Source organism: Staphylococcus condimenti (assembly GCF_001618885.1).
Lineage (GTDB): Bacteria > Bacillota > Bacilli > Staphylococcales > Staphylococcaceae > Staphylococcus > Staphylococcus condimenti.
Genome location: NZ_CP015114.1, coordinates 1575194 through 1599209 on the forward strand (window position 1 = coordinate 1575194; position 24016 = coordinate 1599209).

Annotated in this window: 16 protein-coding genes and 2 tRNA genes; 15 read left to right on the forward strand and 3 right to left on the reverse strand. The window is 33.1% G+C overall.

Annotated features, from left to right (window positions below):
- Positions 1-151: 151 nt before the first annotated feature.
- Positions 152-1438 (forward strand): adenylosuccinate synthase, encoded by a 1287-nt coding sequence (locus A4G25_RS07900; RefSeq protein ID WP_047132000.1) that lies wholly within the window; start codon positions 152-154, stop codon positions 1436-1438.
- Between the two features lie 104 nt (positions 1439-1542).
- On the opposite strand, the gene A4G25_RS07905 is transcribed toward A4G25_RS07900, so the two are convergent.
- On the reverse strand, positions 1543-2409 hold the full coding sequence (locus A4G25_RS07905; protein ID WP_047132001.1) for a YitT family protein: 867 nt from the start codon (positions 2407-2409) through the stop codon (positions 1543-1545).
- A gap of 134 nt (positions 2410-2543) precedes the next feature.
- Between A4G25_RS07905 and A4G25_RS07910 the strand changes: the two genes are divergently transcribed.
- The 11 genes from A4G25_RS07910 (at position 2544) to A4G25_RS07960 (ending at position 14833) form a co-directional block, all read left to right on the forward strand.
- Positions 2544-2618 (forward strand) — tRNA-Glu (locus tag A4G25_RS07910).
- 5 nt (positions 2619-2623) lie between these two features.
- Positions 2624-2696: transfer RNA gene (locus A4G25_RS07915), tRNA-Asp, on the forward strand.
- A gap of 395 nt (positions 2697-3091) precedes the next feature.
- Positions 3092-3793 (forward strand): response regulator YycF, encoded by a 702-nt coding sequence (gene yycF, locus A4G25_RS07920; RefSeq protein ID WP_015901694.1) that lies wholly within the window; start codon positions 3092-3094, stop codon positions 3791-3793.
- A gap of 11 nt (positions 3794-3804) precedes the next feature.
- On the forward strand, positions 3805-5649 hold the full coding sequence (gene walK / locus A4G25_RS07925) for a cell wall metabolism sensor histidine kinase WalK (RefSeq protein WP_047132002.1): 1845 nt from the start codon (positions 3805-3807) through the stop codon (positions 5647-5649).
- Positions 5639-6970, forward strand: coding sequence for a YycH family regulatory protein (locus tag A4G25_RS07930; protein WP_047132003.1), 1332 nt, complete (start codon positions 5639-5641; stop codon positions 6968-6970). Before walK ends, A4G25_RS07930 begins: the two co-directional genes overlap by 11 nt.
- Positions 6970-7758, forward strand: coding sequence for a two-component system regulatory protein YycI (locus A4G25_RS07935; protein WP_047132004.1), 789 nt, complete (start codon positions 6970-6972; stop codon positions 7756-7758). The genes A4G25_RS07930 and A4G25_RS07935 overlap by 1 nt, the downstream gene beginning before the upstream one ends.
- Positions 7759-8076: 318 nt before the next feature.
- Complete coding sequence (locus tag A4G25_RS07940) at positions 8077-8877, forward strand: MBL fold metallo-hydrolase (protein WP_103163113.1); 801 nt, start codon at positions 8077-8079, stop codon at positions 8875-8877.
- Between the two features lie 436 nt (positions 8878-9313).
- Positions 9314-9793: a 23S rRNA (pseudouridine(1915)-N(3))-methyltransferase RlmH gene (gene rlmH / locus A4G25_RS07945; protein ID WP_047132005.1), complete on the forward strand. Its 480-nt coding sequence runs from the start codon at positions 9314-9316 to the stop codon at positions 9791-9793.
- 604 nt (positions 9794-10397) lie between these two features.
- Positions 10398-12218 (forward strand): AAA family ATPase, encoded by a 1821-nt coding sequence (locus A4G25_RS07950; RefSeq protein WP_047132006.1) that lies wholly within the window; start codon positions 10398-10400, stop codon positions 12216-12218.
- Between the two features lie 237 nt (positions 12219-12455).
- Entirely contained in the window at positions 12456-13169 is a 714-nt protein-coding gene (locus A4G25_RS07955) for a hypothetical protein (protein ID WP_047132007.1), read from the forward strand.
- A 140-nt stretch (positions 13170-13309) separates the two neighbouring features.
- A complete protein-coding gene (locus A4G25_RS07960; RefSeq protein ID WP_047132008.1) occupies positions 13310-14833 on the forward strand; it encodes an MFS transporter in 1524 nt (507 codons plus the stop codon).
- Between the two features lie 121 nt (positions 14834-14954).
- On the opposite strand, the gene A4G25_RS07965 is transcribed toward A4G25_RS07960, so the two are convergent.
- Together A4G25_RS07965 and pbp4 are read right to left on the reverse strand one after the other, a co-directional pair.
- Positions 14955-16373, reverse strand: coding sequence for a pyridoxal phosphate-dependent decarboxylase family protein (locus A4G25_RS07965; RefSeq protein ID WP_047132009.1), 1419 nt, complete (start codon positions 16371-16373; stop codon positions 14955-14957).
- Positions 16374-16421: 48 nt separating this feature from the next.
- Positions 16422-17651, reverse strand: a complete 1230-nt coding sequence (gene pbp4 / locus A4G25_RS07970) for a penicillin-binding protein PBP4 (RefSeq protein ID WP_047132010.1) — start codon at positions 17649-17651, stop codon at positions 16422-16424.
- Between the two features lie 301 nt (positions 17652-17952).
- Here pbp4 and A4G25_RS07975 point away from each other — a divergent pair, with 301 nt between their 5' ends.
- The 3 genes from A4G25_RS07975 (at position 17953) to A4G25_RS07985 (ending at position 24007) form a co-directional block, all read left to right on the forward strand.
- Positions 17953-19686: a trypsin-like serine peptidase gene (locus tag A4G25_RS07975; protein WP_082107858.1), complete on the forward strand. Its 1734-nt coding sequence runs from the start codon at positions 17953-17955 to the stop codon at positions 19684-19686.
- Between the two features lie 415 nt (positions 19687-20101).
- The gene (locus A4G25_RS07980) at positions 20102-21973 is read left to right on the forward strand and encodes a BglG family transcription antiterminator (protein WP_047132012.1); all 1872 of its coding nucleotides are present in this window, start codon (positions 20102-20104) and stop codon (positions 21971-21973) included.
- 78 nt (positions 21974-22051) lie between these two features.
- A complete protein-coding gene (locus tag A4G25_RS07985) occupies positions 22052-24007 on the forward strand; it encodes a PTS fructose transporter subunit IIABC (protein WP_047132013.1) in 1956 nt (651 codons plus the stop codon).
- The last annotated feature ends 9 nt before the right edge of the window (positions 24008-24016 follow it).

Below are 24016 nucleotides of genomic sequence, written 5' to 3' on the forward strand. Positions count from 1 at the left end.
ATAAAAGGATTATAGGGTTTTAAAGGTAATTTCATGATATCAAAATTTGTCTTAAAACTGTAAAAAATAATGTTCGTTTTCTATTTGCATTACACGCTTACAATTGATAGAATACTTAATGGTTAATTGAGAATAACTTGGAGGTGCTCTTATGTCATCAATCGTAGTTGTTGGGACACAATGGGGAGACGAAGGTAAAGGTAAAATTACAGACTTTTTAGCAGAACAAGCAGACGTGATTACACGTTTTTCAGGCGGTAATAACGCTGGCCATACAATCAAATTCGGCGGCGAAACTTACAAATTGCACTTAGTACCATCAGGCATTTTTTATCAAGATAAACTTTCAGTGATTGGTAACGGTGTAGTTGTAGATCCTGTTGCTTTATTGAAAGAGTTGGACGCTTTAAACGAACGCGGTATTCCAACAAATAATTTGCGCATTTCAAATCGTGCTCAAGTTATTTTGCCTTACCACTTATTGCAAGATGAGTATGAAGAACGTCTTCGCGGCGACAACAAAATCGGTACAACTAAGAAAGGTATCGGCCCAGCATACGTTGATAAAGCACAAAGAATCGGAATCCGTATGGCGGATTTATTAGACAAAGAAACTTTTGAAAAATTATTGAAATCAAATCTTGAATATAAATCAGCATACTTTAAAGGTATGTTTAATGAAGAAGCACCTGCTTTTGAAGATATTTTTGAAGAATATTATGCAGCAGGTCAACGTTTGAAAGACTATGTAACAGACACACCTAAAATTTTAGATGATGCTTTAGCAGCTGACGAACGTGTATTATTTGAAGGTGCACAAGGTGTAATGCTTGATATCGACCACGGTACATACCCATTCGTAACATCAAGCAACCCGATTGCTGGTAATGTAACTGTCGGAGGCGGTGTAGGTCCGACTGCAGTTTCTAAAGTTATTGGTGTATGTAAAGCTTATACTTCACGTGTAGGAGATGGTCCATTCCCTACTGAATTATTTGATGAAGATGGTCACCACATCCGTGAAGTCGGCCGTGAATATGGTACAACTACAGGACGTCCTCGTCGTGTCGGCTGGTTCGACTCAGTTGTATTACGTCATGCACGTCGTGTGAGCGGTATTACAGACTTATCTATCAACTCTATTGATGTTTTAACTGGTTTAGATACAGTGAAAATCTGTGTAGCTTATGAGTTGGATGGAAAAGAAATCACTGAATATCCAGCGAACTTAAACGACTTGAAACGTTGCAAACCAATTTATGAAGAATTACCTGGATGGACTGAAGATATTACAAGTGTTCAATCTTTAGAAGCTCTTCCAGAAAATGCACGTCATTATTTAGAACGTATTTCTGAGCTTTCTGGTGTAGATATTTCAATCTTCTCAGTAGGTCCAGACCGTACACAAACAAATATGTTAAAACCTTTATGGTCTTAATTCTAGATACATTTAAAGAGGGTGCTTATCACAGCGATAAGCACCCTCTTTTGTTATATATAAGCATATTGAACTTCAATGATTGAATTAATCTTAGATTGAATTTAGTGAATATCTTTCTTACGATGATGACCGCCACGTACCTCAGATACGTTACCGAAGGATAAGAACGCATTCGGATCAATCTTCATTACAACCTCTTTTAATTTAGCTTCTTCGACACGTGTAATGACACAGAACACGACTTTACGCGGTTCGCCTGTATAAGCGCCTTCAGCATTTAAATACGTCACACCACGTCCTAAACGGTCGTTGATAGCTTCTCCGATTTCTTTATAATCATCGCTGATAATCCATACTGCTTTCGACTCATCGAGACCTACGAGTATCAAATCAATCATCTTGAAGGCGATAAAATAAGCTACAAAGCTATACATCGCACTTTCCCATGTAAAGATAAAGCCTGCAACCGCAAAGATGAAGAAGTTGAAGATCATCACAATTTCACCTACGGAAAAAGGAACTTTATTGTTCAAGAGGATAGACATGATCTCAGTACCATCCATTGTGCCTCCTGCACGTATTACGAGACCTACACCAATGCCGACAATCGCACCGCCGAAGATGGTAATGAGAAGCGGTTCCTTAACAACTGCAGGAACAGGATGTAAAAGTGTTGTACCGACTGATAAAATCGTAATGGCATATAAAGTAGAAATCGCGAATGTTTTACCTATTTGTTTATATCCTAAAAAGAAGAACGGTAAATTAAGTAAGAAAATAAATAGACCGAGAGACCATCCAGTTAAGTGGGATAAAATAATCGAGACACCGACAATGCCGCCATCAAGCAGTTTATTCGGTACTAAAAAGAGTTCTAGACCCGTTGCGGTAAGCATTGCGCCTATTGTTAAAAATAAAATACGTATAACAATTTGTGTGAGTGATAATTTTTTTCTTTTTCTTGTTATGACCCCCAGAAATAGTAGTATGTTCCATAAATTCCCTCCTAAATTGGGTTATGTAAAAATTATACAAAATTTTTTTAAAAATAGCTTGTGTTTTTTTAAACAGGTTGATATAATCAATCTTGTGCTTAAGAAATGGCTCCTTGGTCAAGCGGTTAAGACACCGCCCTTTCACGGCGGTAACACGGGTTCGAGTCCCGTAGGAGTCACCATTTCAGGTCTCGTAGTGTAGCGGTTAACACGCCTGCCTGTCACGCAGGAGATCGCGGGTTCGATTCCCGTCGAGACCGTATAATGCTCATCCAATAGGGTGGGCATTTTTTATTTGTCCTTTTTTAAATACTTAATATGAGTATAACAAACTTACATTTAAATAAATGGTTAAAAAGACCTTATAAACAACTTGCAATGCGAAATAGCGATGAAATGCTATAATAGACCCGTATGCATGAGTCTTACTTTAAAGCAATGACATAATCCATTTGTAAGTTACACCCACATTTTAACTCTTCGATTTCACTACATCCTCTATAGAATTCTTGTTCAGTTGTCAACAATCCATTTAAATTTGTTCGGAAAATAGAATTGGTACGTTAAAAATGGTAAATTATAGAGTAGATACTTATGTCAAAATTATAATAGATTCATGTACGATTATTTAAGATTAGAAATGAGGTTTAGGATTATGGCGAGAAAAGTAGTTGTAGTAGACGATGAAAAACCTATTGCTGATATTCTAGAATTTAACTTGAAAAAAGAAGGTTACGAGGTCTTTTGTGCTTACGATGGTAATGATGCAATCGACTTAATTTACGAAGAAGAACCAGATATCGTACTTTTAGATATTATGCTTCCAGGACGTGACGGCATGGAGGTTTGTCGTGAAGTTCGTAAGAAATATGAAATGCCGATTATTATGTTAACAGCAAAAGACTCTGAAATTGATAAAGTATTAGGACTTGAATTAGGTGCAGATGACTATGTCACAAAACCATTCAGCACACGTGAATTGATTGCACGTGTAAAAGCCAACTTGCGTCGTCGTTATACACAACCGGCACAAGAAGCAGATAACGCACCAAATGAAATTACAATTAAAGATATCGTAATTTACCCAGATGCTTATTCTATTAAAAAACGCGGTAAAGATATCGAACTTACACACCGTGAATTTGAATTATTCCATTATTTAGCAAATCATATGGGACAAGTAATGACACGCGAACACTTATTACAGACTGTTTGGGGTTATGATTACTTCGGCGACGTACGTACAGTCGATGTAACAATCAGACGTTTAAGAGAGAAAATTGAAGATGATCCGTCTCACCCAGAATACATTGTGACACGTCGCGGCGTTGGATACTTCCTTCAACAGCACGACTGAGGCCATGATTTATGAAATGGCTTAGACAATTTCAATCCCTTCATACTAAGCTCGTAATTGTTTATGTCTTGTTGATTATTATCGGTATGCAGATTATCGGTTTATATTTTACCAATAACTTAGAACGAGAATTAACACAGACATTTAAAAATAATATTTCGCAATATGCGAAACAAATCGAGATTAATATTGAGAAGGTAAAAGAAGAAGATAATTCAGACAATGGGCAAAAAGAAATACAAAATTTATTAAACGAGTATGCCAACCGTCAAGAAATAGAACAAATTAACTATATCGATCGCAATCAAATTATCATTGCGACTACCAAACAGTCCAGTCAAAGTATTGTGAACCAAAAAGCGAATGATACCTCTATCCAAAAAGCATTATCACTTGGTCAGCCTAATGACCATACAATGTTGAAAGACTATGGAAAAGGGAAACAGCGCGTTTGGGTATATAACTTGCCAGTAAAATCATCTAAAGGCGTTATTGGCGATATTTATATCGAATCAGATATTGATAATGTTTATGATCAATTAAATAACTTTAACCAAATCTTTATCGTAGGTACAGCAATTTCTTTATTTATCACAGGAATATTAGGTTTCTTCATTGCCCGTACAATCACAAAACCGATTACAGATATGAGAAACCAAACTGTGGAAATGTCTAAAGGGAATTATACGCAGCGCGTGAAGATATATGGTAACGATGAAATTGGCGAACTTGCTTTAGCGTTTAATAACTTATCTAAACGTGTACAAGAAGCACAAGCTAATACCGAGAGTGAAAAACGGCGTCTTGATTCCGTTATCACCCACATGAGCGATGGTGTCATTGCGACCGATCGCCGCGGCCGTATTCGTATTGTGAATGATATGGCACTGAAAATGCTAGGTATGGCTAAAGAAGATGTCATGGGCTATAACATGCTTAGTGTTTTAGACCTTGAAGATGAGTTTGCTTTAGACGAAATGCAAGAAAACAATAATAGTTTCTTACTCGATATTAATGAAGAAGAAGGTATTATTGCACGTGTCAGCTTCAGTACAATTGTTCAAGACACTGGCTTTGTGACAGGTTACATCGCAGTGCTGCATGATGTAACGGAACAACAACAAAACGAACGCGAACGTCGTGAATTCGTAGCCAATGTATCACACGAATTACGTACACCATTAACATCGATGAACAGTTACCTTGAAGCATTAGAAGAAGGTGCTTGGAAAGATGAAGAAATCGCACCACAATTCTTATCTGTGACTAGAGAAGAAACAGTCCGCATGATTCGTCTTGTTAATGACTTGCTGCAATTATCTAAAATGGATAATGCGAATGAAGAAAATGCTTCAAACCAAGTTACAAAAGAAATTGTCGACTTCAATATGTTCATCAATAAAATTATCAACCGTCATGAAATGGCAGCGAAAGATGTGACATTCGTTCGTGACATTCCTGAAGAAACAATCTTCACAGAAATTGATCCAGATAAGATGACGCAAGTATTCGATAACGTGATTACCAATGCGACGAAATATTCACGCGGCGATAAGCGCGTAGAGTTTCATGTGAAACCTAACCCGTTATATAACCGTATGACGATTCGTATCAAAGATAATGGTATCGGTATTCCGATTACTAAAGTCGATAAGATATTCGATCGTTTCTTCCGTGTAGATAAAGCACGTGCACGTAAGATGGGTGGTACTGGTCTTGGTTTAGCGATTTCAAAAGAAATCGTCGAAGCACATAATGGACGCATTTGGGCAAATAGTGTCGAAGGTCAAGGTACTTCAATCTTCATCACTTTACCGTGTGAAGTCATAGAAGATGGTGATTGGGATGAGGCATAAGGAAGCAGCAAAATCCGTTATCCTGACACTATTGGTTTTAATGAGTATCGTCTTAACGTATTTAATGTGGAACTTTTCGCCGGATTTATCGAATCTGGAAAATCAAGACAGTAAAAAAGCGAATGAGAAAACCATCGGCAAGCCGAATTCAGAGCAAATGGACAATGCGATTTCTCCTTATCAGATTGTTTATAATCATGGCGATAAGACAGATGGTGCATTAGAAACACGAAAATTGAATCGTGATGTTGCGAAAGTTTTGAAAAACCAAAGAGTAACAGATTCATCTGAAATTTATCATGATCATAATTTATTTATTCCTGAACTCAGTGATAACTTTGTCGCATTGGATTTTACGTATGACATGCCACTGACCACCTATTTAGGACAAGTCATGAATATGGATGCTAAGATTCCGAATAAATTTAAATTCAGTCGTCTCATTATTGATGCAGATCAAGAAAAGACAGCTGTATTATATGCAATCGGTAATGATCGCCATCATGTAATGCGCTTGAATACGTCTATTCCAAGCAGCAAAGTGAAAAAAGCAGTAAAATCGATTCAACCAGAACTTACACCATTCTCTGAAATTATTACAGGTAAAGAAACGATTGATTCAGCATCACATATTTTTGCACCGCAGAAGCCGAATCATCTGAAAACATACCGTACGATTTTTAATCATATCAGTGTGGAAACGATGAATTCGATTTTGTTTAACGATTCAGTTGTTGTACGCAGTTCTAAGAGCGGTAATACAACATATAATAACAATACAGGCGTCGCAAACTATAATACGAAACGTGAATTTTATCGCTATACCAACTTATCTGAAGATGAGTCCAAATCAAGAGACATGATCAAATCTATTCCAAGCACATTTGATTTTATTAATAGTCATGGTGGTTTTACAGATGATTTCCGGTTGTTTGAAGCGGATCCGAAAACTGGAGAACTGACTTATCAAATGTTCTTGAATGGTGTCCCAGTCTTCAATAAAGACGAACTGAGCACGATTCAAGTAGCTTGGGGAGAAAAAGGCATCTTCAGTTATGCACGTTCTTTACTGAAAACGAATATTACGATTGATAGCGGTGAAGAAAAGAAAAACTTGCCAGGTGCTGAAGCGGTACGTTCTGAATTAGCTAACAATCCTAATCTTGACTTTAAAAAAGTGACGAACATGACAATAGGTTATAAAATGCAGGAAAAAGATGATAACGACATCGAAGTACAACGTACAAGTGAATACGTACCAGAATGGTATATCCAATATAACGGCAAATGGTATGTCTACGAGAATGGAGGCTTGCAATAATGAACTGGAAATATGCTAAGACGCTCTTTATCTTCGTTTTCATTATCATTAATATAAGCTTAGCCATTATGTATGTGAACAAAATCAATAAATCGCATATTAATGACGTAGAAGATACCAATGAAGTCGATTTTAAACAAGAAGAAATTACGATTCCTAAAGAATTGCCGGATGTACGCGGGATTAAAACACAATTGATTACTGGACGCTCTAAGGACTTTAAAGATTACGCAAAATCGAAATCAAACGTTAAAGCAGAAGATGGCGGCAACCTCGCTGCAGGTACCATTGAACCGCCGATTAGTGCTTCTTCAGACCAGGTAACATCCTTAAAAGGCTATATGAAAAAGAACATCTATAAAGGTGAATATTATCAACTCTATAATACGAGTGAACATGAAGCGGTATTCGAACAAACATATCACGGTTTGCCTATCATGAATAATGAAAAAGCCAGACTGAAATTTAAGATCAATGATAATGAAGAGACTAATGGTTACCGCCAAAGAGCAATTGCAGAGATTGGTCCTTCTAAGGGAGAAAATAACCAAGAAAAACAAGTCGTGAGTGCACGTAAAGCAATCGAAGCTTTATATTACAATCGTTACTTAAAACGCAATGATGCAGTTACAAGTGTACGCTTGGGTTATTATTCAGTCGTAAAAGAAACAAATGTACAAGTTTTCCAAGCGAACTGGGAAATTAAAGTCAATCATGCAGATTCAAAAGATGATAAGACATACTATGTAGAAGCGACTTCAAAAAATCCTAAAATTATTGTGAGATAACAGGAATTGACTCTATTTCTAAGCGCATCCTATTATGGGTGCGCTTTTTATGTAGCTTGTTTTAAAGATTTTCTTTACCTGCAAGGTGGGAAGCAAGGGCAAAAAGGTGTATAATTGTAGGGTGAAATTTCGTATTTTAGAGATACCGCAGTGTACGGTCACTCAAGCGGCAATATGACCGATAATATAGGATGATAGAATAAGCCGTATTTTTAACAAAATGCTGTATCTTTGCGATAATAGTACTAATGAACTTATTTATTAATGACCGATATATAAAATCGAAATATAGAAATGCTAATTTGTAAACTAGAAAGGGTGAATCGCTTGATACGTATGAGCGTACTTGCGAGTGGCAGTACAGGCAATGCCACTTATGTTGAAAGTGATAAAGGAAGCCTGCTCGTTGACGTCGGTTTAACTGGCAAGAAGATGGAAGAGCTCTTTGGCAAGATTGATAGAAATATTGAAGATTTAAATGGTATTCTTGTGACGCATGAACATGTGGATCACATTAAAGGACTTGGCGTATTAGCCCGTAAATATAAGTTGCCTATTTATGCGAATGAAAAGACATGGAAAGCGATTGAAAAGAAAGACAGTAAGATTCCGATGGATCAAAAGTTCATCTTTAATCCTTATGAAACACATTCACTTGGTGGATTTGATATTGAATCGTTTAATGTCTCTCATGATGCGATTGATCCGCAATTTTATATCTTCCATAATGATTATAAGAAATTTACGATGATAACAGACACAGGTTATGTGTCAGACCGTATGAAAGGTATGATTCGCGGCAGTGATGCGTTTATGTTCGAAAGTAATCATGATGTGGATATGCTGCGTATGTGCCGTTACCCATGGAAAACAAAACAGCGTATCTTAGGCGATATGGGACATGTGTCAAATGAAGATGCGGCGATGGCGATGTGTGATGTGATTACAGGCAGCACGAAACGGATTTATCTTTCTCACTTGTCTCGTGATAATAACATGAAAGACTTAGCACGTATGAGTGTAGGACAAGTCTTGAATCAACATGATATTGATACGGATAAAGAAGTGTTGCTGTGCGATACGGATAAAGCTGAACCGACACCGATTTATACGATTTAAATGATATAAGTTTATGAAGCGACTTCTGGATATGACATCCGGGAGTCTTTTTTTGTGGGAAAATTGAGGGAGTGGGTGAAAGATGAGCGATGGGACGTGTTATAATTTGGGGGAGCGGGGAGCGGATAATGAAGGGAGTTATGCACAATTTTGTGTAAAGAAAGCGCCTAACTGTGAATAACTATGTAAGACTCACCTTAAAGTTATTCACAAAAAGAGGATAAGTTACTCACATTTGTGCACAATCCACATAGAAATACCCACATTATCAACAGAGTTATCCACATATCTACAGGTTAATCACACAATTGAGGATAAAATTCAGGAAAAGTGCACTGAATTTATATACATAACCGATTTATTAAGACAGAAGTGTGTGAATAAGTGAATAACTTGTGGATAACTCGAATAACTTCTGAATATTTGGAGGATTCAAATGAAAATTACAATTTTAGTTGTTGGTAAGTTAAAAGAAAAATACTGGAAACAAGCGATTGCAGAATATCAAAAGCGTTTAGGTGCCTATACTAAAATCGAAATTATTGAAGTACCTGATGAAAAAGCGCCAGAAAATATGAGTGATAAAGAAGTAGAGCAAGTTAAAGAAAAAGAAGGGCGACGCCTGCTAGCAAAAATTAAACCGCAATCTACAGTCATTACATTAGAAATACAAGGTAATATGTTAACTTCTGAAGGTTTAGCAAAGAATTTGCAGCAACGTATGGTGCAGGGACAAAGCGATTTTACTTTTGTAATTGGAGGATCAAACGGTCTACATCAAGATGTGTTAGACAGAAGTAACTATGCCCTCTCATTCAGTAAGATGACTTTTCCACATCAAATGATGCGTGTGATATTGCTGGAACAAGTATATAGAGCATTTAAGATAATGAGAGGAGAAGCATATCATAAATGATGGTTTTTTAAAAAGAGTACTTATGTTTGCTGAAAGTATATAAGTGATGTTTTTCGCATATTTTTAACGAGTAGCCTGCCACTTACAACGGTATGCAATGAAAATAGGAGTAGTAACTAAAAATTAATTTTTAATAATGATTAGGATTAGGTTGGATAAATGGAAATCTTTATTTTTGTCAGTTTAATTTTAGTTGGCATGTTTTTATATCATGCAGCTGAATTTAACAAGTATAGAACACATATCCATAGGTATTGTTTTATCATCTTTCCAGTTACGTTAAACATCAATGTTATAATTACACTATATTTCTTATCCATCTAAAAATACCATCAAATTTTATTTAAAAACCAAAGATGTACACAATTATTTTTTTTAATTAGTACATGTTGTATAATAAGTAAGAATTTTCAAGTTACATTTTACTGAGATACAGTGGTTAGGAGAAAAGGCTATGAGTTTATCTAATCTTGATTTTTCATAGATAAGGTTAAAAGGTCATGATTTTAATAATCAAGGTAGAAATAAGTTTTGTAGATTAATTAAAAGTAGATCTATTAAGTTATTGAATTATGATAATTAGTGAGATTACGGGAGGATTAAAATGAGAAAATTATATAATCTGAAAAAGTTCTTGAATATTTATGCTACTAAAGATATAGAATTAATTAATACATATATAGAGTCTGATTATTTACCTCTTAAAGAAAATGAAATTGAGGATTTGAAATCATTAATAAGTCTTTTGGCATTAAGTTATAAAGATTTTGAAGGTTTTTTTCTTAGTTACAAAGTTCCATATATTGGTCATGAGATGGACTTATTGAAAGTTGTGGATAATGCTATTTTAAATATAGAATTAAAAAGTCAATCTGAGTTCATAAAAATAAATAAACAACAAAAGCATAACTACTTTTATCTTAAGACATTAAATAAACATGTAGACATTATAACTTATAATAATCAAGAAGGAAAATTTTATAAATATTGTCAAGAAACTGAAGAATCAATAGAAATAAGCGTAGGTGAAGTAAGAGAGAAATTTTGTGAACTTTCTGAAGAAAAATTTATTTCAGATATTGATTATTTATTCAAACCTTCTAATTTTTTAATATCACCTTTTAATGATACTGATAAATTTTTAAAAGGACAATATTATTTAACAGCAGAGCAAGAAGAAATAAAAAAAGAAATTATGAATCATCAAGGTACTATTGCTATTATTGAGGGAAGACCTGGTACGGGTAAGTCACTGTTATTATACGATATAGCTAGAACGCTTAAACGTGATTTTAATATATTAATGATACATTGTGCATTGCTAAATGAAGGGCACGAGGAAATGATTGAAAAAAATTGGAATATTAAAAGTGCTCATAAAAACTGGGTATATGATGAAGTTTATTATGAAGGAAAAGATTATATTTTTATTGATGAATCTCATAGATTCTATCCTGGTCAATTGGATCATGTACTAAGTATTGCAATTAAAAAAGATATCAAGGTGATAACAACTATAGATCCTCTTCAGTATCTTAAAGATAACGAAAATGATTTTGAAAATTTAGAACGTTTAAAAAGTTATACTGATACTTATTATAAAAAAATGGGTAACAAAATTAGATCTAATCCAGAAATATCATCTTTCATTAAAAGTATTTTTAATTTAAGAAATAAACATATGTTTAAATATGAAAATATTTCTATTGAATATTTATCTAATAGAGATGATTGGATATCTTATTTACAAAGTTTGAAAAAAAGGGGATGGACATATTTATCTTTTACGAAAAGCAAAGATGAAATTAGTTATCATAAATATTGTCCAACTAATAGTTATTTCAATACGCATAGAATTATAGGGCAAGAATTTAATAAAGTTGCTGTTATATTAGATGAAGGATTTCAGTACAAAAATGGATACTTAGGATACTACGGAGAGTATTACTATAATCCTAGACAAATGTTATTTCAAAATTTGACGAGAGCTAGAGAAAAAATAAAAATTATAATTATTAACAATATAGATTTATATAAAAATGTGAATAAAATTATAACTAAATCTTTTGATAAAAATGAGGTGTCTTTTAAATTTTTTGTACCTGAACTTAATAATGATAAATTAAAGTCATTTTATGGTAAAGTTTTAGGTTTTGAATTGAAAGATAATCAAAAAAGCACACCTGGAAAAAGAAAGATATGTTTTCAAGTAGGTGAAACAAATTTAAGCTTTTATGAAAAAGAAGATGTTCTTAAATACAGTGAATGTGAAATCGAAATAGTGGTAAGTAATTTGAATGATTTCAAAGAGAGAATATTAAAGGAAGATATAGTTTTGATTAGTGATTACCAAGATAAAAAAATTAAATATATCACTTTTAATGACCCGTTAAAAAACAATTTAAAATTAATAGAATACACATAACCATGTTTTTTTAAGAATCCTAACTTTTGTTAGTAATTTGATATTAAATAGTTATAACAAAAACCTCATCATTAACGGTGAGGTATTACATCAAATATTCTTTAATAGTATGTGTTATATTTACCTCATATATGAAATGTACATAAAAGTTTTAAACTCCATATTATTTTTATTGACTTGGCGACTGTTAGATTAGAAAATTTTAATTGAAAATATTATTTGTGAGGAGTAATTGTCATGCTAAACCTTAGATTGAATGCAGATATTGTTGAATGGTATATGAGATATCTTTATATGTGCGAAGAGGTACCTTTTGATATGACACTTGACATCATCAAAGATTATTCAGAAAAAGAAATAGACGAAAATAACAACTTAGTTCTTAAATTTAGAGGTATAAAAGAGGAAGAGGAAGTATTTAAAAGCTTAATTAAAAAATTAGTAATAAAATATTTATATGATCCTGAGAATGAAGAAAGTGTAGAAAATGGAATTTATGAAATATTGGAGACATTTAAATTGTATGAATGGCCTAACGAAATAACTTTAACAGAAAATACAATAGATAAAAATGTTTTGTATAATGAACTTTATGAAGCATTAAAAGAAACATTAATTGATGAAATAGTACCATATGATGAAGATGATATAATAGAGCCGACTGAAGATGCCTTGAATATGGTATTAGAATCATTAAATAAATATATACAGAAAAAACAAATTCTTCGAAGAGAATTGAGTAATGACATATATAATGCTTTTTATAAAGACTATTATGATGCACAAAAGAAAGAATACTTAACAGATGCTTACAACATAAGAACAGGAGTTGAAGAACCTGCAGATAGACTTCGTCATGTCGTAATGGATGTAATCGACAAACATCTTGATTTGAGAATGGACTCACCTGAGTATAAAAATCCAGTATTTGTTCCTCCTGAAAACTTATAATAAGTGATAGGCTATTTCAATATAACCATCTAAAAAGAGTAAGATTCTAATTTTATTATTTACCAATGCCAAAAATAGGAGTAGAATATTTAAGTTATACAATTTATTTGAGTATTTAAAATTAGTGGGGAGTCTTTATTATGGATTTTTGGTTAACAAAAAAAGGGCGTGTACTAGAAATTATGGTACTTGCCTTTATTACTGTGTTTGGCATTGGTTCCCAATATTTTTCAAATTTAGCATATAGTCTAAATCAAGGTATACTTCAAACTTCATTTGGAATCGGCTCTCAATATCTTATTATTCCTTCAGTTATAGGCAATTTTGCATTTGCGCTCGGTGTTCCTCTTGGCCATACACTTACTCACAAATTCGGCTTTAAACGTAATTATTTATTTTTCGTTTTTTTATTTTTGATTGGATCTATTATAGGTTTGTTTTCTTTCGATTTAGTTATTTTATCCATCGCTAAAGCTATACAAAGTTTTAGTACAGGAGTATTATTCTTTACTTTATTACCTAAACTATTTGTCAATTTTCCAAGAAGATATCGTAATGTTTTCTTGTTCATGGTCATTGTCGGTTTATTCGGGGCTAACGCTTTAGGTGGTTTGTCTGGCAGCTTGTCGCTAGAATTAGATAAATGGCAATGGGTGTTCATAATTAACATTATTTCAGCAGTGCTATGTTTAATCATCGGTTATTTTTTATTAACAAAAGAAGAACATCATCAAACATCTGATATTCATATTAGTAAACCAATGATTACGACACTTATCTTAGGCACCTTAGCATTACTTCTTCCTATGTCAGTCTTAACGCAAAAAGGTTGGAGTTCACTATGGGTGTGGCCGTTATTGCTTTTAGCTTTACTATTTATTGTCAACTTTGTTATTTCTAATAAGGCAGCTGAACATCCAGTAGTGCACTTTAAATCTTTATTGACCAAGAAACCCCTTGTCGGTGCAGTAATGGCGATTTCTTCTCATTTAACTTTATTAGCTGGAATTGCTGGAATTAATGTTTATATTTTGCGTATTTTGAAACTGCCTTTTTCAATCTCACTTAGATTTTATATCTGTTTTTTCATCGGAGTTATTATTACAGGGCTTTTGAAAATGTTCTTCTATAGCGCAGTTGGTGCTGGATTCTTAGGTGTTCTAGGATCAACGGCATTGTTATATGTGAGTGTGCATTGGATTATCTTAGAAAACACAGTTAATGTTCCGCTTCTTTATATCCAAGGTTTCTTGTTAGGGTTCGGCGCAAGCATGACTTTAGTAAGTGGTGCTATGGCAACCTTATTAGATGGTGATTTATTAAAAGCCTCTCAGCGCTCGCAAACAATGCATACATTACGTAACTATAGTGCGGCTATGTTAGTTCCTATCATTGCGTATATGATGAAAAATAATATCCAAAAAGGAACGCAATCTTTATATGGTGAAGATATTTCTAATCCTTTAATCTATATGAAGAAAATGCAAGATGTAGCCATCAATGCCGATCACAAAGTATTTTTCTTAATGATTATTTTTAATATTACGATGCTCGTTTCTTCTATTATTCAAATGATTTTAGGAAAAGGTAGACGTATTACGCCAGCGAAACCTCCTAAAGATGTTAAGTTGCATTTAGGAAATCAATCGTTACATTCTCAATGATATTTTATTTACAATTTCAAACTTTCCGTGTTCCTTATAAGAGAAAAATAACCCCCAAAAAGTTCAACTTTTTGGGGATTTACTATACTTTGAATATCTACTATAAGGAAATTATTTTTAATTAAGCATTTTTCATTTCATAACCATTAATATACTGATCAAGTCGATTAATGGTTTCTCTGATGTCATCATGTGTAGTTAATGGATTTGTCGTACATAAGCGGATGACACATTGATTATTTAATACTGTCGTATAGGCTATCGCATAACCAGAATCAGCAATTTTTTGAGCAGCCATACTATTGAGGTGATTATTTTGTGTTTCAGTTAAATCGCTATTTTCATATCTAAAGTTAACGATTGAAAGATTTGCATGAGAAATGATACGCCAGTTATCAAGACTTGTTACATATTCTTCAGCATATTCAGCTAAGCGTTCTCCATACTTAATACGTTCAATAATTTCATCTTCACCAATCACTTGAAGTGTAATCCATAATTTTAATGCACGTGCTGGGCGAGTGAGTTCAATACCTAACATTTCAGGATCAATTACATCATCATCTGAGGAGATGTCATCTAAGTATTCAGCATCCTCCCCAAAACTTTGAAGAAGATGATTTTTTTCTTTCACAATTACCATCGCGCAACTATAAGTTTGGAAAAGTAATTTATGAGCATCCCAACTTGCACTATCTGAACGGTTAATATCTTTGAATAGGTGTTGTGCATCATCTGATAAGATATGTGAAAGTCCATAAGCGCCATCTACATGTAACCAAAGATTATATTCATCACAGATATCGGCGATAGCTGTAAAGTCATCTACCGAACCTGTATTGGTAGTGCCTGCAGTCGCAATAACAATAGCAGGTTTATAACCTTCTTCAATATCCTTTTCAATTGCTGCTTTTAAACTGTCAGTATTCATTGTGAAATCATCATTATACTCTATTCTGCGGATATTCTTTTTGAGAAAACCTGCGACATGTAATGCTTTTCCAACAGAATGGTGTGTTTGAGAAGTTAAATATACTGTTGCTTTTTTAATATCTTCCATTTCTACTTGCGCATCTCTAGCTGCTACAACCGCAGTTAAATTTGCCATAGAACCACCAGATACAAATACACCGCATGCAGGTTTAATTTCATATCCTATTTTACCTGCTAAGTAATTAATTAAATTACGTTCTATATTAATAGGTAAAGTGGCATTGGCAAAGTTTGAAGCATGGATATTATTAGCAGTAGTCAAAATATCTCCTAGCCATGATAAACGAGAGGCTGGACCTGGTATAAATGAAAATGAACGTGGATGGTTCGGACGATATAAATAGTTTAATACTTCATTGTTTAAATCTTTCAGCACTTCGTATATATCTCGACCTTTATTTGGAACTTCCATTTTTTCATATTTCTCTCTTAATTCGAGTGGTGCCTGTTGAGTTGCAGGTAAATCACCAACATCTCTAGTCAAATATTTATTGACTTCATCTTTGATAATTGTTTCTAAGTCGATATTGTTTTCGTTGAATTCCATTTCAATACCCTCTCCTTCAATTATAAATTTTAATAAAAGACAGACGTATTAGTAACGACGTTTTACTACAATATAAATGATAGCAGAGACTAACAAAACGCCGCCAATCATAGTGACGGCACCCATTAATAATTTCCCCCAATGCACAACATGTTCAACTTTAACACTCGGTGCATGTGAACCTTTTAAGAATTGGCGTGGGTAATCAACACGCAGTTTATCATTTTCAATTTTCAATTTGTATTTATTTTTATCCTTCGGTACAACATCATATAAATCTTGTTTGACATCATAAGTTTTTCCGTCCAATTCATGTTCACCTTTGCTGATAACTTTACGATATTCATAATGTTTGAATGCATCTTCAGTTAAAGCATTCGCTATTTTTTGGCGTGCATGTTTTGAAACTTCACTCGGATAAGGCTGCACATTCATTACAGTCGTATCAATGCGCAAATTGTGGCGTTTAGTTGTGAGAACTAAGTTATAACCATTGTCACTTGTACCAGTTTTTAAACCTTGAGCACCATTTAAAGCATCCGAAGCAGATGGAAGCGATAAGTTTGTATTCGTTAATTTCTTTCCATATTGCTGATCAGTTTTCAAACTGGAATATTGAAGTATCTTTGGATATTTCTTAATTAGTGCTCTTGAAAGGATTGTCATATCTTGAGCAGTACTGCGAGAGTATGTTTCGCTTCTATAAGCTTTAGGTGCAAATTGTTGGATTAAAAAATTGTTAGCACCACTTGGATTTGTAAAATGTGAATGATTCATGCCTAATTCCTTAGCTTTTACATTCATGTTATCTGTAAATTTAGATGTATCACCTGATACTTTATCAGCTAGAACAAGTGTTGATGCATTACTCGATTCCAACATTGCTTGTTTAAGAAGTTGGTCGACTGTATATGTTTGCTTATTTTTTAAAGGAAATGTAGTGAGGTTTGGTAATTGAGCTAGTTTTTCATAACTCGGTGTAATTTTAACGCTGTCAGAGGATTTAATTTTCCCTTGTTCAATCGCTTCAAGTACTAAGTAAGCTGTTATTAATTTGGTTGTGGAAGCAGGATCAATACTCTGGTTTCCATGATAATCATAGAGTATCTGTCCTTGTTGTGTAGTGACATATGCACTTTTAGGATTGTATTGTTTATCTAGAGTTTGATGATACTGTTTAGCAATTTCAGTTGGGGTCTGTTGTGCATAAGTACTTGGCGTAATAAATAGTGTCCATAACAATAAAAACGAAATAAAAATGCTTAGAACTTTTTTCAATGTATGTAATCTCCTCTTTGCGCAATTATATAACGTAATATTACAATAATAGAAAAATGTATTCAAGTTTAATTTTAGAAATATAAATTATTAAGATAAGAAATAAAAAACTCTTATATTTAGACTTAATAGATAAAAAGCAAGTTGTGAAGGTGAAAATCAAACTAAAAAATTGAGTAATCAACTAAATTAAAAATATTTAGTTGATAATACAAAAATGTATTGCTATATATAGTTCGAAAGTTTATGATATGAAAGAAGAAATCGATTGTGTATTTTCACACGGTAATTAGGGGAGGGGATGGATATTATGGCTAAAAAATTAAAGATGGAGAAACTTCTTTATAGCAGTGTTTTAATAGTGATAATTGCAGGGATATTATTAATCTTTCAAAATGTACAAGCACAAGCTGCAGGAGTAACTACAAACGTTAATCCAGTATCCAATCAAAAAGTAAATCAGGGACAAACAAGTGCAATTAAGCCAGTGAATCAGACGAATACAGTAAACAAAGCAAATGAGATTAAAACAAATTACAAAAATGTGCCATTAACACAATCTAATCAGGTGAATGTTACTCAAAACAATCAAGCAGTGGTACAAAATAAACAAAATTCAGTACCAACCAACAAAGTAGTAACAACAAATGCTGTACCGGTCAAAACTACTGTCGTCTCAAGAAATGAAGTACAAGCAAAGCCTCAAATTAAAGCCAATCAAAATATCCAAACTGCTCCAAAAGTAATTCAAAACAAGCAACCTCAAAAAATAGCAAAAGCAGTCAATACTAAAACTAAATTGGTTTCGCAACCTGTTAAAAAGAAAAGTACAACAGTAGCAACAAAACCAAAACAAAATAATACAATCAAAGTTGCTGCCCAGAAAACAAACCTTAAAAAGACGAACGTACCAGTTAAGACAACAAAGGCTAATACGAAAAAGGTTCAACCAGCTAAAAAAGTAACAGTAAATAAAAAGCAACTAGCACCAGTTAACAAGAAAAAAGTAAAACAAGTAGCTAAGCCAAAACAAAGTAAAGCTATTAAAGCACCATCGAAAACTGTGAAAAATAAGAAGACAAAATCTGTATCTACGAAAAAGGTTCAATTTTTAGCAGCAACTACAAAAAGTCAACCTGTCAAAAAGGCAACAACTACAGTAACAACTCAGACTAAAGCTAAAGCGACACCAAAACCAGTACCAAAAGTTACGCCAAAACCGACAACAAGCAATTATTATAATCAAGCACCAAAACGTTGGCCTTCTAATATTCCTGGAAGTGAAAATGTCCGTGATTTCGGTCAAACTACTTATGCTTCTGGAATTAATGATGCCTTAAAGATTATGAAAGCTTCTGGCAATAAAGGTGTAACAATTGAACATACTAAAGCTAAAGAAGCTAATATTGCGACAGTATTTAATTGGAATCCGACTACTAAAAAACTTACTTATGGTACTGGAACAGCGATTGGCAAACATACTATATTAACAGCAAATCATGTGGTAAATGATCAACAAGCGCATAAACCGATGTCTCCTTCGAAAATCCAAAACTTAAAAATCGACTTATTGCGAGAAGGCTCAAAAGTGGCACGTACTGTAAATGTGACAGGAGTTAAAATGATGCAGTATGGTGATGTGACATTATTATATACAAATGAAGATCTTTCAAAATACATGACGATTCGTAAAATTGCACCTGAAAGTGCTATTACAAATATCAAAGCTAATACGCCTATTCACTTGTATCATTATGGTTTGCCTTCAGGTAACTTTAAAAAGGATCCTATGGGAACGATGTACCATTCTAAGGGTAAATATTCAATGATGGCACGTAATGTGAATCCTATCGGTTATTATCAAATGATGGCTGAACCCGGTTCTTCAGGAGGAGCAATTTTAAATAGTAAAAATGAAGTTTTAGGTGTACATGCTTTTAGAATTGCTTCAGGAGAGTACCAAAAGTACAATCTCAATACAATGGCAGAGCTAAGAGGTAATTTAAGAAAAGAAGTTATAAAAAATATAAAATAAAGAGTGCAATAACAATGATTGGCCTTACGCTGATTGAAAGTTGTTTCAATCAGTAGTAGGGTCTTTTTTAATATTTTCAATCATATTTAAACATAGAATGGACAACATTGAATGAAATAGAATAATATGTTGATTATCATTTTTAAATTTTATAAAGAAGTGGATAAAGAATAGAATGAAAAGCACTTAAATCAACCGGCATATAGCACTATGATTTATAAATATTGTATTATAAAGAGTGGAATGAAAAGAAATGAATATAAAGTAACGCAAATAAGAAAGTATGAGATAATAAAGCTTAAACTAATAAAAAATTTAATAACCTATGAGAAAGTAAAAGACATTAAATAACTAGCGTAAAAATCACGTAGACTAATAAATTTATATAAAAACATCAAAAAGGAAGGTGCAATTTATGATTGCAAGACAGATTAAATTAATACAACTCTTTTTGAACAACGAATATCAATTTTTGACGTCTGATGAAGTTGCATCTTTCTTGGATGTTTCAAATAGAACGATAAGAAATGACATTAAATATATAAATTCTTCATTTTTAAAGGATGTAATTAAAAGTATAAAATCACGAGGATATCAATTAGATACAGATAGATATAGTATCGAATATATTGAATCACGATTAAAAGAATATACAGATAAAGATAATAAAATTTTAATGACCTTAAGTTATCAATTATTGATGTATGAAGAACAATTAACATTATCCGAATTAGAAAAAGAATATCACCTTACCAAAAATGAGATATTAGATTATTTGAATCGTATTAAGGCTTGGTGTGAAAAATTTGATGTAATTATCAACATGAAGCAACGTAAGGGATTAGAAGTAATTGGAAGTGAAACAGATATTAATAATGCTATTTTGCATTTAAATCAATTATCATCACATGAAAACTCAGTAGAAACATTAATTTTAAATGAACTTCCAAAAGCACACGTTCAAATAATTAAAGAGGTTATCAAAAGAACATTAGGAGAATTCAGTGTAAAGACTTCAGATATTCAAATTGAACAACTTATCATACATCTCATTTTAATTATGAAACGCCGACAAATCCAAAATGAATTAATAAGTGAGGAAGTTAATGATGAAGCTTTTAATATTTCAAAAAGAATTGTGGACGAAATTAACGGAAAGTTAGGATATGATATAAATACTGAAACTATTCAATTATTCTCATTTTTTATTGGCTATCATTTTGATAAATTCGATTTAGGGGTTCAACAACTTTTTATTGAAAGTTATATTAATTTGTTGATTGAAAAAATGGAACATAGAATCAGTGTACAATTTACCAAAGATAAAACGCTTAAAGAAAATTTATATTCACACTTTAGTCGAACATATTTAAGAATAATGAAAGATGTTTACTTAAATAACCCATTAACAAAAGAGATTAAGACACTATATCCATTTATTTTCAACATACTTTATGAAATTGTGCAGAGAATGTCAAACGATTCTGGTGTTGAATTGACTGAAGATGAAATTGCATTTTTAACCATTCATTTTCAATCATCTATAGATAGAAATGAACAAGATGTGATTAAAGTTGTTATTGCGTGCTTTTATGGTATCGGTATTTCTCAATTATTAGCTACAAAAATTTCGAAATTCAGCAATCGTATTGAAGTGATAGATACACTTAAATTAGAAGAGATTGAACAGTATGATTTTAGTCATATTGATTTATTAATGACTACACATCAGCCTGAAAATAACAAAATACCGAATCATTTAGAATTGTTGCAAGTGACTCCTTTGTTCAATGATAATGATCAACATCAGTTACAACAGTTTATGAATAGAAAATTAAAACCAACAATGCAGATTGACGAAATGGCAGAAGTTAATTTTATAGTAGGAAGTACTGACGACCAAGAGATAACGATGCCTTTAATTTTTCAAAAAGCAGATGAAATTTTGAATCATAACCATGCATCGATTGATGGATACATTGAAACTGCATTAGAGCGAGAAAAAATGTCTTCTACGTATATTGGTAAAGAAATTGCTATTCCACATGGTGATCCAGAAAAGATTTCAAAATCGCATGTTATTATCTTTAGAAGTAATAAAGGGTTTTACTGGAAAGAGAATAAAGTTAAGCTTGTGTTCTTTTTAGCAATAGCTCAAAGAGATATTGAACTTACGAAACGTATTATCCAAACGATAGCTCATATAGATGAAAAGACAATCAATGAACTTATATATTTAGATGATGCGAAATTTAAAGATAAATTATTAAACTTGATTAAGGGATAATTGCCACTAGTAACGGCAATTATCTTTTTTTATGTTTTGGTGTTAGCGCTTACAATAAAAATAAGGAGTGTGATTAAGATGAAAATTTTAGCGATTACATCTTGTCCGAATGGTATCGCTCACACATATATGGCTCAAGAAAAATTAGAACAAGCAGCTAAAGAAATGGGTGTAGATATTAAAGTTGAGACACAAGGTGGCGTTGGCGCAGAAAATGTATTAACAGCTAAAGAAATCAGAGAAGCTGATGGAATAATCATAGCAGCAGATAGACAAGTAGATTTATCTCGCTTTAATGGAAAGCGTTTAATTAACGAAAATGTTAGGGAAGGCATCCACCACCCTAAAGATCTGATTCAACGTATCATTGATCAAAATGCACCTATCCATCACGAAAAAGGTGCTTCTGATAATGATTCATATGAGGATGAAGAGAAAAAGAAAAGCGGTGTTCAAATGGTATATCAACATTTGATGAATGGTGTATCTTTTATGGTTCCGTTTATCGTAGTTGGTGGACTATTAATTGCAATCGCTTTAACACTTGGCGGTGAACCTTCAGCAAAAGGTTTAGTTATTCCAGATGATTCATTCTGGAAATCTATTGAGAAAATCGGAGCACTGTCATTTAGCTTTATGGTTCCTATTTTAGCGGGATATATCGCTTATAGTATAGCTGATAAACCAGGCCTAGTACCCGGTATGATAGGGGGAGCAATTGCAGCAGATGGCAGCTTTTATGGAAGTGAAGCAGGCGCAGGTTTCTTAGGAGGTATCGTTGCAGGTTTCCTTGCAGGTTATATTGCTAAATGGATTAAAAATGTTAAAGTTCCAAAAGCAATGGCACCAATTATGCCTATCATTATCATACCAATAATTTCTTCAGTTATTGTTGGACTTATTTTTATATTCTTAATAGGTGCACCAATTTCAGGTATATTTACTGCTTTAACAGGTTGGCTAAAAGGTATGCAAGGTGCTAATATCGTTGTCCTAGCTCTAATTATAGGTGCAATGATTGCCTTTGATATGGGCGGGCCAGTTAACAAAGTAGCCTTTTTATTTGGTTCAGCTTTAATTGCTGAAGGTAACTATGCAGTTATGGGTATGGTTGCTGTTGCGGTATGTACACCTCCAATCGGTTTAGGTTTAGCAACATTTTTACAAAAAGGTAAATTCAATAATTCAGAACAAGAAATGGGTAAAGCTTCATTCACAATGGGATTATTTGGTATTACTGAAGGTGCAATTCCATTTGCTGCGCAAGACCCACTTCGTATTATCCCAGCCAATATGATTGGAGCAATGGTAGCAGCAGTTATCGCTGCATTAGGTGGCGTAGGAGACAGAGTAGCACATGGTGGACCTATCGTAGCTGTACTTGGCGGTATTCAACATGTTCTATGGTTCTTTGTGGCAGTTATCATAGGTAGTTTAATTACAATGTTTACTGTTTTGCTATTTAAAAAGAATACACCTGTAGCTGTATTGGAAGGTGAAGGTGTTTTAGAAGGTGGAATAGGTGATGAGCAGTCTCGCTCAAATAGTCAGGTTGCAGAATCACACACTGAAAATAATGAACAAAAAGATGATGATTCAGTTTTCCACAAAGATTTAATTGAATTAAGACAAGAATCAATGCAAAGAGATAACGCTATTGATCAGTTATTAGAGAGACTAAAAGATGCTGGATATATTGAAAGTTTGGATAAAGTAAAAGAAGCTGTATTACAACGAGAAGCAGAATCTACAACAGCTATAGGAATGAATGTTGCAATTCCACATGCAAAATCAGATGCTGTAAAGCAACCTGCTGTGGCTGTTTTACAAGATAAACAAGGAATTGAATGGGAAAGTTTAGACGGAACTTTACCGAAAATCGTATTCTTGATTGTAGTACCTAATAACAGTAACGACACACATCTGAAATTACTGCAAAGATTATCTAGAGCATTGATGGATGATGAAACAAGAGAAAATCTTATTAATGCAACAACGAAAGATGAAATTTATAACATTTTAAAAATGATATAAAAGGATGAT

Excerpts from the sequence above, each read along its gene's own strand:
- A4G25_RS07900 (WP_047132000.1), top strand. The coding sequence starts at position 152 with ATGTCATCAATCGTAGTTGTTGGGACACAATGGGGAGACGAAGGTAAA.
- yycF (WP_015901694.1), top strand. The coding sequence starts at position 3,092 with ATGGCGAGAAAAGTAGTTGTAGTAGACGATGAAAAACCTATTGCTGAT.
- walK (WP_047132002.1), top strand. The coding sequence starts at position 3,805 with ATGAAATGGCTTAGACAATTTCAATCCCTTCATACTAAGCTCGTAATT.
- A4G25_RS07930 (WP_047132003.1), top strand. The coding sequence starts at position 5,639 with ATGAGGCATAAGGAAGCAGCAAAATCCGTTATCCTGACACTATTGGTT.
- A4G25_RS07935 (WP_047132004.1), top strand. The coding sequence starts at position 6,970 with ATGAACTGGAAATATGCTAAGACGCTCTTTATCTTCGTTTTCATTATC.
- rlmH (WP_047132005.1), top strand. The coding sequence starts at position 9,314 with ATGAAAATTACAATTTTAGTTGTTGGTAAGTTAAAAGAAAAATACTGG.
- A4G25_RS07950 (WP_047132006.1), top strand. The coding sequence starts at position 10,398 with ATGAGAAAATTATATAATCTGAAAAAGTTCTTGAATATTTATGCTACT.
- A4G25_RS07955 (WP_047132007.1), top strand. The coding sequence starts at position 12,456 with ATGCTAAACCTTAGATTGAATGCAGATATTGTTGAATGGTATATGAGA.
- A4G25_RS07960 (WP_047132008.1), top strand. The coding sequence starts at position 13,310 with ATGGATTTTTGGTTAACAAAAAAAGGGCGTGTACTAGAAATTATGGTA.
- A4G25_RS07965 (WP_047132009.1), bottom strand. The coding sequence starts at position 16,373 with ATGGAATTCAACGAAAACAATATCGACTTAGAAACAATTATCAAAGAT.
- A4G25_RS07975 (WP_082107858.1), top strand. The coding sequence starts at position 17,953 with ATGGATATTATGGCTAAAAAATTAAAGATGGAGAAACTTCTTTATAGC.
- A4G25_RS07980 (WP_047132012.1), top strand. The coding sequence starts at position 20,102 with ATGATTGCAAGACAGATTAAATTAATACAACTCTTTTTGAACAACGAA.
- A4G25_RS07985 (WP_047132013.1), top strand. The coding sequence starts at position 22,052 with ATGAAAATTTTAGCGATTACATCTTGTCCGAATGGTATCGCTCACACA.